This is a genomic window from Noviherbaspirillum sp. (assembly GCF_035254685.1).
Taxonomy (GTDB): domain Bacteria; phylum Pseudomonadota; class Gammaproteobacteria; order Burkholderiales; family Burkholderiaceae_D; genus Noviherbaspirillum.
On the sequence record NZ_DATFAI010000020.1, the window covers coordinates 407614 to 418581 of the forward strand.

Here is a 10968-nt window from a genome sequence, read left to right on the forward strand (position 1 = left end):
AAAGCACGTGACGATTATCAACTGTCATCCGCAAGGAGCGCACATGCTATTTCAGGTACGGATCCATGGCCGTGGCGGCCAGGGCGTAGTATCGGCTGCAGAAATGCTTTCGGTGGCCGCCTTCCTCGAAGGGAAACACGCGCAGGCCTTTCCCAGTTTCGGTTCTGAGCGCATGGGCGCACCGGTGATGGCATTCTGCCGCATCGACGACAAGGAGATCCGCCTGCGTGAGCCTGTCATGCATCCCGACGCGCTGATCATCCAGGACCCCACTCTCCTGCACCAGGTCGATCTGTTTTCCGGCGTCTCGCCCGACGGCTATATCCTCATCAATTCCACGCGCAGTTTCGACGAACTCGGCATCGGTGAATTCGTCAAGGGTTATCGTGCCGAACACCTCTGCACGGTACCGGCCACCGAACTGGCCTTGAAACATGTAGGCCGTCCCCTGCCGAACGTTGCCCTGCTCGGCGGCTTCGCTGCCATCAGCGGCCGCGTGCAACTCGATTCGGTGTGCGCTGCGATCCGCGACAAGTTCCCGACGAAGATCGCCGAGGGCAATATCGCGGCGGCGCGGGAGGCCTATCGCTACGTGCAGGAAGAAATGAAGGAGGCCAACCATGCTTAAGCAAGTCGAAGGCTCTCATGCCATGGCCGAGGCCGTTGCACTGTGCCGGCCGGAAGTCATCTGCGCCTACCCGATCACACCGCAGACGCATATCGTCGAAGGCCTGGGCGAGATGGTGAAGGCGGGTGACCTCGAGAATTGCGAATTCATCAACGTTGAGTCCGAATTCGCCGCGCTGTCCGGCGCGATCGGCGCCTCGGCAGCGGGGGCGCGCACCTATACGGCGACCGCCAGCCAGGGACTGCTGTTCATGGCCGAAGCCGTATACAACGCCGCCGGCCTCGGCCTGCCGATCGTCATGACCATCGGCAACCGCGCCATCGGTGCGCCGATCAACATCTGGAACGACCACACTGACTCCATGTCGATGCGCGACGCCGGCTGGATCCAGATCTATGCGGAGACCAACCAGGAAGCGGTCGACCTGCACATCCAGGCATTCCGTCTTGCTGAGGAACTGTCGATTCCCGTGATGGTGTGCGTCGACGGCTTCATTCTCACGCATGCCTACGAGCGCGTGGATGTGCCGACGCAGGAGCAGGTAGATGCCTACCTGCCACGCTTCGAACCGCAGCAGGTGCTCGACCCGCGCGACCCGGTGTCGATCGGCGCGATGGTCGGGCCGGAAGCCTTCATGGAAGTGCGCTACCTCGCGCATCACAAGCAGATGCGCGCGCTCGAACTGATCCCGAGGCTGTCCGCCGAGTTCAAGGAAATGTTCGGCCGCGACTCCGGCGGCCTGATCAAGACTTATCGTTGTGAAGACGCCAAGACCATCGTCGTCGCGCTCGGCTCGGTGATGGGTACGGTCAAGGATGTGATCGACGACATGCGCGAACAGGGCAATTCGATCGGCGCCGTCTCGATCTGTTCCTTCCGCCCCTTCCCGAGCGAGGAACTGCACGACGTGCTGTCGCATGCAAAGCGCATGGTGGTGCTGGAGAAATCGCTGGCAGTCGGTATCGGCGGCATCGTGTCGCATAACCTGCGCATGGCACTGTCGGGCATTTCGCTCCATGCCTACACGGTCGTCGCCGGCCTCGGCGGGCGGGCAATCACCAAGGCCAGCCTGCGCGACCTGTTCGACAAGGCATTGAAGGATGAGCTCGACGCGCTCACCTTCCTTGACCTGAACCAGGACATGGTGAACCGCGAGCTGGAACGCGAGAAACAGCAACGCCGTTCCGGGCCGACCGCCGAAAACGTCCTGCGCCAGATCGGCGCGGTGGGCGCGACATTGCGATAGGAGCCGGCCATGGACAAGCAACCCATCAAGTTCTACCAGACCGGCACCTTCACCGTCGGCAACCGCCTGCTCGATCCGAACCAGCGCTCGGTGCAGGCGAACATGACGCGCACCAACTCGCTCAACTCCGGCCATCGTGCCTGCCAGGGCTGTGGTGAAGCGCTCGGCGCACGCTATGCGATCGACGCCGCGATGCGCGCCGCCAACAACCAGGTGATCGCGGTGAATGCCACCGGCTGCCTCGAAGTGTTCTCCACGCCCTACCCCGAAACCTCGTGGCAGATTCCCTGGCTGCATTCGCTGTTCGGCAATGCCGGCGCCGTGGCCACCGGCGTCGCCGCTGCGATGAAGGTGAAAGGCCGGCGCGAAGTGCGCGTGATCGCGCAAGGCGGTGACGGCGGCACCACTGACATCGGCTTCGGCTGTCTTTCGGGCATGTTCGAGCGCAATGACGATGTGCTCTACATTTGCTACGACAACCAGGCGTACATGAACACCGGGGTGCAGCGTTCATCGGCCACGCCGCCCGCGGCGCGCACGGCCACGACCATGCCGCTGGGCGAAGAACCCGGCGCGCCTTTCGGCCAGGGCAAGAACGTGCCATTGATCGCGATGGCGCATGGCATTCCGTATGTCGCTACCGCCTCGGTTGCCTACCTGCGCGACCTGGAAGCGAAAGTGCGCAAGGCCATGTCGGTGCGCGGCGCGCGCTACATCCACATCCTCGTTCCCTGCCCGCTCGGCTGGGGTGCTGCGTCGCAGGACACGATTCGCCTCGCGCGCCTGGCGGTGGAAACCGGCATCTTCCCCTTGTTCGAAGCGGAGTACGGCGAGGTGACGCATTCACACAAGATCCGCCGCCGCGTGCCAGTCGAGGAATACCTGAAGCTGCAGAAGCGCTTCGCGCACCTGTTCGGCAAGCAACCGGCCGTGGACACGATCGCACGCATCCAGGCCATCGCCGACAAGAACATCAGGAAATTCGATTTGCTGGAGGACCGCTAAGATGGACAAGCCGTTTGCTATCACCCTCGACGTCGGGTCCTCGCTGGCGAACCATACCGGCTCCTGGCGCACCACCCGCCCTGTGTATGTAGATCGCCTGCCGCCCTGCAATAACGCCTGCCCTGCGGGCGAGAACATCCAGGGCTGGCTGTTCCATGCCGAATCGGGCGATTATGAAAAAGCCTGGCGCGAGCTGGTGAAGAACAATCCTATGCCCTCCATCATGGGCCGCGTGTGCTATCACCCCTGCGAGTCGTCGTGCAATCGCGGCAAGCTCGATGACACCGTCAACATCCACGTGGTCGAGCGCTTCCTCGGCGATGAAGCGCTGCGGCGCGGCTGGAAGGTCGAGACCGCACCCGACAGCGGCAAGCATGTGCTCGTGATCGGCGCCGGCCCGTCCGGCCTGTCGGCGGCCTATCACCTGCGCCTGCTCGGCCATGCCGTCACGATTCATGAAGCAGGCCCGATGACCGGCGGCATGATGCGCTTCGGCATTCCTCAGTACCGCCTGCCGCGCGACGTGCTCGATGCGGAAGTCAAGCGCATCGAAGACATGGGCGTGACCATCAAGCTCAACCACAAGGTCGAGGATGTGCAGGCGGCAATGAAGGAAGGCGGCTTCGACGCGGTCTTCCTCGCCGTCGGCGCGCATCTCGCCAAGCGGGCATACATTCCTGCTGGTGATGCAAACAAGATCCTCGATGCCGTGTCCGTGCTGCACAGCATGGAAGGCGAAGAAAAGCCCCTGCTGGGCCGCCGCGTTGTCGTGTATGGCGGCGGCAATACCGCGATCGACGTGGCACGCACGGCGCGCCGCCTTGGTGCGGAGGAATCGATCGTGGTGTATCGCCGCACGCGTGAAAAGATGCCGGCGCATGACTTTGAAGTCGAAGAAGCGCTGCAGGAAGGCGTGATGATGAAATGGCTCTCCACCATCAAGGAAGCGGGTGAAACCAGCTTCACGGTGGAGAAGATGGAACTGGACGAGAACGGTTTCCCGCAGCCGACCGGCGAGATGGAAACCATCGAAGCCGATTCGCTGGTGCTGGCGCTGGGCCAGGACGTGGACTTGTCCCTGCTCGACAATGTGCCCGGCCTCGAGATCCAGGACGGCATGGTGCAAGTAGGCCGCACGATGATGACCGCCTGCCCCGGCGTGTTTGCGGGTGGCGATATGGTGCCGTCGGAACGCACCGTTACGGTTGCGATCGGCCACGGCAAGAAAGCCGCGCGCAACATCGATGCGTGGCTGCGCGGCGCGAAACTCGAAGCGCCGGTGAAACATGAGCTGGCGACCTTCGACAAGCTCAACACCTGGTACTACACCGATGCCCCGAAAACCGTGCAGCCGGTGCTCGATATCATCCGCCGCCAATCGACGTTCGATGAAGTGATGGGCGGACTGGACGAGCACAACGCCCTGTTCGAGGCACGCCGCTGCCTGTCATGCGGCAACTGTTTCGAATGCGACAACTGCTACGGCGTCTGTCCCGACAATGCCGTCATCAAGCTTGGCCCCGGCAAGCGATTCCAGTTCAACTACGATTACTGCAAGGGCTGCGGCATCTGCGTGGCGGAATGCCCTTGCGGTGCGATCAAGACGGAATCGGAAACGATCTGACTCAAAACGATCTGCCTCATGCTGCCGCCCCGCCGCCGGGGCGGCCAGGATGAATTCTGCAGCGGTATTGATCCAGCGCGAACTGGTGCGCCCCTGAAACCCGCCCGTTCGCGGCCTGTTCATGCCATCATTCCACAGGGTCGCAACACGCCGGCCCGCATCCTTTCATTGATGCAAAGGAGTGAGGCATGTCACACGCATTCCTTTCCAGGCCCATGGCGATTGCCGCAGCTTGTTCCGTCGGCCTGCTGTATGCCGCCGAGCTTCCGGTACCGCAGCCACTGCCGGAAACCAACGGCCCGACGACCGTCTACCGCCAGGTCACTCCCGACGGTCGGGTCGTCTATTCGGACAAGGCCATCAAGGGCGCAAAGATCGATCACACGATGACGGTGGAACCGCCGATCAAGGGTAACCTGTGGTCGGCAGAACCGGGTTCAGCGCCCGTCATTCCGCGGCATGCGGAGCCCACGCCCGTCCAGAAGGTGCCGTCCATCCCGGCGCCCGGCAAGCGCAAGACCATCGAGCAGGCCAACGCCGACGTGATCAAGGCGGAAATGCTGCTGGAGGATGCGAAGCGGCGGCAGGAAGCAGCGGCCCGGGGATCCGAACGGGATGCGCTGGCGCGCAATGTGGCAGATGCGCAGGCGATGCTTGAGCGTGCTGTCGCCGAACGCAATACAATTCGCCGAACGCGCTATGGTGCGCTACCGTAGGGACGTGGATGGTGCGGATTCAGTTGAGGATTAATCCACGGAAGGAGTGGATCACCGGGCAATCATTTTTGTCCACGAAAAACACTTGGCGTGCCCCACGAAAGACACGAAATGATCCTTTCGTGCTTTTCGTGTTTTTCGTGGACATCCACCGGTCAGTGATGGTGATGCATCCACCCCGCGTCGCCCGACGCCAGGTAAGACTCGACGGCATCCCTCTGCCCCGTTGCATGTCTTAACACTTCGCCGCAGGAGCAGATGCCCTGATAAGGCTGGATATGCGAGCAGGCGGAAACTTTCTGCAGAAATACCGTGACCGGTTTCGAACATTTTTTGCACTTGAAGGTGAGCGTGCGGGCAGGCTTGTTACGCATGTTTTCAATGGATCCAGCAAAGGTGAACGATGCGCAAGTGTAGCAAAAAGACTTGCCGACTTCCTCATCGGCAATGACAGGCGGATGCTGAAACGGAAAGACAATCCGCCAAAGCTGAAGCAAAAATGCCAAGAATTCGCCCGAACTGGATGTGCAACACGAAAATTTTCAAAAAATTCGGCGATTTAATCTTTGATTGAGGCAACCATTGCTTACGCGCCCTGTCGTACAAATGCTCGATCGAAACGTATGCGTGGCGGGCTTCCGGCAATCTCCTCAAGCCATTGTCATGCAATCTTTTCACTGTAACAGGACTGACAATGCCCAGCTTTTCAAAAGTCTTTGAATCCACCAAAAACCTTTACGTGCGTGCCGCGCTCGTGTTTTTCGTTGCGCTCGTGGCCGTAGCGGTTGCCTACAAGCCAATGGTAATGCCGGAGGCCAACCCCGTCGTGCAATCGCAGGACATCTCTGAAATCACCCGGCTCGCGGCCAATAAGAACCGCCTCGAGTACCTGCTGCTCGCCAACCCGCTCTCGAATTTCCCGCGCTATGTATTCAAGTACAAGGATGCGCCGCAGATTCACGTTGTGAAAGTGCCAAGCACATCGCACATCAACCTCGAACGCGAAGTGCTGCTGAAGAATGCGATTCCTTATGCCATCGCGAAGGACGATTTCCTGTCTGCGCACAAGGACATCCTGCGCGATGAAGACGCGGACAGCAATACCGCTGCCGACATCGGCCTCTTCCTCGCACGCAATGCCATCGGCATCCTGCTGCTGGTCGCCATGTTCGTCGGTCTGCGCAAGCACTTGCCTGGCATGGGCGGCTTTGCCGGTTCCGTGGTCAAGCCGGAGAACCTCAAGGGCAGCATGGACGACCTGGTCGGCATGGACGACATCAAGGCCGAAGTCGCGCACCTGGAAGAAATGATCCGCAACCGCGACCTCTACCGCTCGCACAACATCGACAAGCCATTCAACGTCATGCTGACCGGCCCCGCCGGTACCGGCAAGACCAAGCTCGCGGGCTACCTCGCGAAGAAACTGGACATCCCGCTGATCCAGGCATCGGGCTCCGGCCTTGAGTCGGGCTTCGTTGGCGGCGGCGCCAAGGCGCTCAATGCGATCTACAAAAAGGCCTGCGCGCAAGGCCGCTGCATCATCTTCCTGGATGAAGCGCAGAGCCTGTTCATGCCGCGCGGACGCGGCGACAAAAAATGGGATGACGATACCGCCAACACCCTGCTCGGCCTGCTCGACGGCATCAAGAGCGACCAGGGCGCGGGCGTGATCTGGGTCGTGGCTTCGAACTTCGACGATGCCAACATGCAGATGGACGAAGCCATGCTGCGCCGCTTCGCGGTGAAGATCAATTTCCGCCTGCCGAACAAGGCCGAGCGCCGCGAGCTGCTGAATGTCTTCCTATCGCGCAAGGACGCCGAGTGCGTGGACTGGAGCCGACTGAACCTCGACTATGTGGCCGAGATCACCGCAAACCTGAGCCCCGCGCTGCTGGAAACCGTGGTCGACCGCGCCAGCATGATCGCGATCCAGGACAAGCTCCTGATCAATACCGACGTGCTGTTTCGCGCCTTCGAACGCACCGCGATCGGCCTGACCGACCGTGCAACCACCGCGGAGAAGGACAAGGAGCGCGAACGCGTGGCACACCACGAGTTGGGCCACTTCTTCATGCAGATCGATCCTTACCTGCGCCAGGGCATGAGCTGGGATGAGGTCAAGGCAAAGTCGAACCTGCTAAAGATCAGCACCGAGTCGGTGTCCAAGATCGGTGCGCTCGGCTATGTGTTGTCGGCACAGCACGACGCTGCCCTGCGCACGCTGGAAGAAATGGAGCAGGACGTAATCCAGCTTTATGGCGGTGTCGCGGCAGAGGAATTGTTCTACGGCGCGCGCGGCATTTCAACCGGCAGCCACAACGACATCCAGAAAGTAACTTCACTGCTCGACACGATGGTGAACCGCCTGTCGATGTATTCGCACTCCAAGCTCGACTACAGTCAGCTCAAGCGCGAAGGCTCGCCGGAGGAGGCGTTGCGGCAAGTGGAAACGAAGGCGGATGAACTGTACAACCGCACGCTGGAAGCCATGAAGGGTTATCAGCACCTGATCGCTGCGCTGACTGGCACCTTGCTGGAACGCTATGTGTTGTCGAAGGATGAAGTCTTCATCCTGCTGGCCGAACTGACCGAGTCGGAGCGCAAGGCAGCCTGATCGACCGTCGGCAAAGAGGCCACAACAAAGCCCCAAGGTTTCGCGCCTGGGGCTTTTTCCTTTTGCGATGTTGCCGGATGTGTTCCCGAAAATGAGATGGCAATCCCGTTTTCGGGACGTTCGGCGAACATGCACGGCTTGTCTCCCTGTTATTACCGTATGCAGCGCCGGGGCGCCAGCCGCGCTTGGCTGGCGCGAAAGATGCTTCTTGGGAAATGCGGGTTGAACGACTCCATTCGCCGACGCGCGCGTCGCCTTTCACTAACATGGAAAAACAATGCATATGAAACTTGCCGCTGCCCTTTTCGCGCTGACCGCCCTAGTCTCTTCTGCCGCCGTTACGGCCAGCCCGCTGCCGCCGGGCCACCCCGCCGCGTCCGCGAGCGATACGCAAAACCTGCCGGCGCTCACGCAGACGGGAAAAGTGGTCAGCACCATCGACGCCAAGGAATATACCTACATCGAAGTCGCGCAGGACAAGAAAACCTTGTGGCTTGCCGCACCCGCGATCAAGCTGAAGAAGGATGCAGTGATCCGTTTTGAGGACGGCGCGGTGATGACGAATTTTCACAGCAAGCTGCTGAACCGCACCTTTGACGCGGTCATGTTCGTCAACCGCGTGGTCGAGGCGAAGTAAGACCTGAACGCATCATGCGGCCGGTGCCATGAACGTTTCCTCGAATTGTGTACGGATCGTTCGCGCCACCGGCTGCAAGCCTTCCAGCGAAAGATCCTCGAGAACCACTGTCGGCGCCTTGTCGATGTCCGGATAATTGCGCCGGATCGAGCGAAGGTAGCTCGGGTCATAGTGGTTGCGCATCAGGCGCTCGAACAGTTCTGGCACCTGCCGCCGTTCGGCTAGCACCTTCCACTCGTCGAATTCCGGCCCGCCGACCAGCGGGCGAAGATGGATCAGCCTTTCGATGAGGGATTCGGGGTCTTCTTCAAAGTGCCGGTAGTCCTCGCGCAACAATTGCACACGCTGCGCCATCGATGCGCTGACCGTGATGACCGGTCCCTTGCGCATGGTGGTCAGCAGCGCTTCCGGCACCTGCACCTGCCCGATCTTCTTGCTTTCCGACTCCACCCAGACAGGGCGTGAAGGATCGAATTCCGAGAGGCGCAAGCGCAGCAGGCTGTCGAACATCTTCTGCGTGGGCTGCGGCTTTCCCGGCACTGCGCCGATGATCGAGCCGCGGTGCGTCGCGAGCCCCTCGAGGTCCAGCACCTGCGCGCCCTCTCTGTCCAGCGCCGTCAGCAGGCGCGTCTTGCCGCTGCCGGTTGCGCCCGACACCACGATGTAGCGGAAATTGCACGGCATCGTGGCCAACTGCTCGTTGACCCATCCGCGATAGGTTTTCCAGCCGCCCTTGAGCTTCTCGACCTTATAACCGATGGTATCAAGCACGTCGAACCACACGCGGCTGCGCTTGCCGCCCCGAAAACAGTAGACAAGGATCTTGCTGCGCGCCGGCAGTTTCGAGATATGGGCTTCGATGTGGCGGGCGATGTTGCGCAACGAATAACAGGCACCGAGTTGATAGGCTGCCAACGGATCGGTCCGGTGCAGCGTGCCGACTTCGGCGTACTCGTCATTGTCAACAACCGGCAAGTTGATGGCGCCGGGAATGTGATCTTCCTCGTACTCGCGCGGGCTGCGGGCATCGATGATCAGGTCAAAGGAATTGAAATCGTACATGGGCCGTATTTTACGGCCAACAAGGCGGTTTTCGCCGGATTTCCGGTTCTGCGTGCCATCCCCGATGGCCGGCGCGCGCAGGATCGGCGATAATTTCGCCCTTGTAAAGACAGTGCGCAGGCGCGCGGCAAACATCATGGATACCAAGACAGCTTCCGGCATCAAGCTCACCTCCTTTTCCCACGGCGGCGGCTGCGGTTGCAAGATCGCGCCCGGCGTGCTGGCTGACATCCTGCGGAATTCATCCGGCTTCCCGGTGCCGAAGGAACTGATGGTGGGCATCGAAACGTCCGACGATGCGGCGGTGTACAAGCTCAACGACGAGCAGGCGCTGATCGCCACCACCGACTTCTTCATGCCGATCGTGGATGATCCTTACGATTTCGGCCGCATCGCCGCCACCAATGCGATTTCCGACGTCTATGCGATGGGCGGTACGCCAATCATGGCGCTCGCGCTTGTCGGCATGCCCATCAACCAGTTGCCGGTCGATGTCATCGGCCGGATCCTCCAGGGTGGCGAATCGATCTGTGCGGAAGCAGGCATCCCGATTGCCGGCGGCCATACCATCGACTCGGTTGAACCGATCTACGGCCTCGTGGTGATGGGGCTGGTGCACCCGTCGAAGGTCAAGCGCAATGCCGACGCGAAACCGGGCGACAAGCTCATCCTCGGCAAGCCGCTGGGTGTGGGTATCCTGTCCGCTGCACTGAAAAAGAATGCGCTCGACGAGGCCGGCTACCGCGCCATGATCGACAACACCACGAAGCTCAACAAGCCAGGCAAATCGCTGTCCGACATGCGCGGCGTCCATGCATTGACGGACGTGACCGGTTTCGGTCTGCTGGGGCACCTGCTCGAACTGGCGCGTGGCGCGAAGCTCGGCGCGCGGCTGCACATGTCGCACATTCCCCTGCTGCCCGGCGTGCATGACCTTGCTGCCGGCGGATGCGTGACCGGCGCATCGGGGCGCAACTGGGCAGGCTATGGACAGGATGTGCAGCTTGCCGATGCGATCACGCCAGTGCAGCGCGCCTTGCTCACCGATCCGCAAACGTCCGGCGGCCTGTTGGTCTCTTGTGACGAGAGCGCCGTGCCGGAAGTGCTGGCGCTCTTCCAGCGTGAGGGCTTCGCGCATGCATCAGTGATCGGCGAAATGCAGGCTGGCCCTGCCAGCATCGAAGTCTTTCCCTGATTCTTTATCCCTTGTCGGCGTGCCGCACTGGCACGCCATTCCTCCCTCCTTTTTAGCCCAATCCCGCGTTTCAATTTTGCGTTCGTCGCCCAGGATTCGCATCGTCTTTTCTCATTGATGTTGTTTCGCCTTGTTACTTTTGGTTGCATCTAGAAACATTTCTTCGTGGACAGTAGAATTGATATAGATCATTCCTCTCATAGCAGTATTGCTGTACGGAAATAAATGTTTCGAAAATCCG

10 protein-coding genes are annotated in these 10968 nt (G+C 60.7%); 8 read left to right on the forward strand and 2 right to left on the reverse strand.

What is annotated here, in order from left to right; all coding sequences use genetic code 11:
- Nucleotides 1-43 precede the first annotated feature (43 nt).
- The 5 genes from VJ698_RS07745 to VJ698_RS07765 all read left to right on the forward strand — a co-directional run bounded on the left by VJ698_RS07745 (nucleotide 44) and on the right by VJ698_RS07765 (nucleotide 5219).
- Nucleotides 44-628 carry a 2-oxoacid:acceptor oxidoreductase family protein gene (locus VJ698_RS07745; protein ID WP_324102145.1) on the forward strand — a complete coding sequence of 195 codons (585 nt, stop codon included), beginning with the start codon at nucleotides 44-46 and terminating at the stop codon, nucleotides 626-628.
- Nucleotides 621-1874, forward strand: coding sequence for a pyruvate ferredoxin oxidoreductase (gene porA, locus VJ698_RS07750; protein ID WP_324102146.1), 1254 nt, complete (start codon nucleotides 621-623; stop codon nucleotides 1872-1874). The genes VJ698_RS07745 and porA overlap by 8 nt, the downstream gene beginning before the upstream one ends.
- A 9-nt stretch (nucleotides 1875-1883) precedes the next feature.
- Nucleotides 1884-2879 carry a thiamine pyrophosphate-dependent enzyme gene (locus VJ698_RS07755; RefSeq protein WP_324102147.1) on the forward strand — a complete coding sequence of 332 codons (996 nt, stop codon included), beginning with the start codon at nucleotides 1884-1886 and terminating at the stop codon, nucleotides 2877-2879.
- 1 nt (nucleotide 2880) lies between these two features.
- The gene (locus VJ698_RS07760) at nucleotides 2881-4503 is read left to right on the forward strand and encodes an NAD(P)-binding protein (RefSeq protein WP_324102148.1); all 1623 of its coding nucleotides are present in this window, start codon (nucleotides 2881-2883) and stop codon (nucleotides 4501-4503) included.
- Between the two features lie 188 nt (nucleotides 4504-4691).
- On the forward strand, nucleotides 4692-5219 hold the full coding sequence (locus VJ698_RS07765; protein ID WP_324102149.1) for a hypothetical protein: 528 nt from the start codon (nucleotides 4692-4694) through the stop codon (nucleotides 5217-5219).
- 155 nt (nucleotides 5220-5374) lie between these two features.
- On the opposite strand, the gene VJ698_RS07770 is transcribed toward VJ698_RS07765, so the two are convergent.
- Entirely contained in the window at nucleotides 5375-5593 is a 219-nt protein-coding gene (locus tag VJ698_RS07770; RefSeq protein ID WP_324102198.1) for a hypothetical protein, read from the reverse strand.
- Between the two features lie 320 nt (nucleotides 5594-5913).
- Here VJ698_RS07770 and VJ698_RS07775 point away from each other — a divergent pair, with 320 nt between their 5' ends.
- Nucleotides 5914-7833, forward strand: a complete 1920-nt coding sequence (locus VJ698_RS07775) for an AAA family ATPase (RefSeq protein ID WP_324102150.1) — start codon at nucleotides 5914-5916, stop codon at nucleotides 7831-7833.
- 277 nt (nucleotides 7834-8110) lie between these two features.
- The gene (locus VJ698_RS07780; protein WP_324102151.1) at nucleotides 8111-8470 is read left to right on the forward strand and encodes a hypothetical protein; all 360 of its coding nucleotides are present in this window, start codon (nucleotides 8111-8113) and stop codon (nucleotides 8468-8470) included.
- Between the two features lie 12 nt (nucleotides 8471-8482).
- Here VJ698_RS07780 and mnmH read toward each other — a convergent pair whose 3' ends face one another.
- The gene (mnmH, locus tag VJ698_RS07785; RefSeq protein WP_324102152.1) at nucleotides 8483-9694 is read right to left on the reverse strand and encodes a tRNA 2-selenouridine(34) synthase MnmH; all 1212 of its coding nucleotides are present in this window, start codon (nucleotides 9692-9694) and stop codon (nucleotides 8483-8485) included.
- On the opposite strand from mnmH, the gene selD reads away from it, so the two are divergent.
- Nucleotides 9669-10727 carry a selenide, water dikinase SelD gene (gene selD / locus VJ698_RS07790; protein WP_324102153.1) on the forward strand — a complete coding sequence of 353 codons (1059 nt, stop codon included), beginning with the start codon at nucleotides 9669-9671 and terminating at the stop codon, nucleotides 10725-10727. The genes mnmH and selD overlap by 26 nt on opposite strands.
- Nucleotides 10728-10968: the final 241 nt, after the last annotated feature.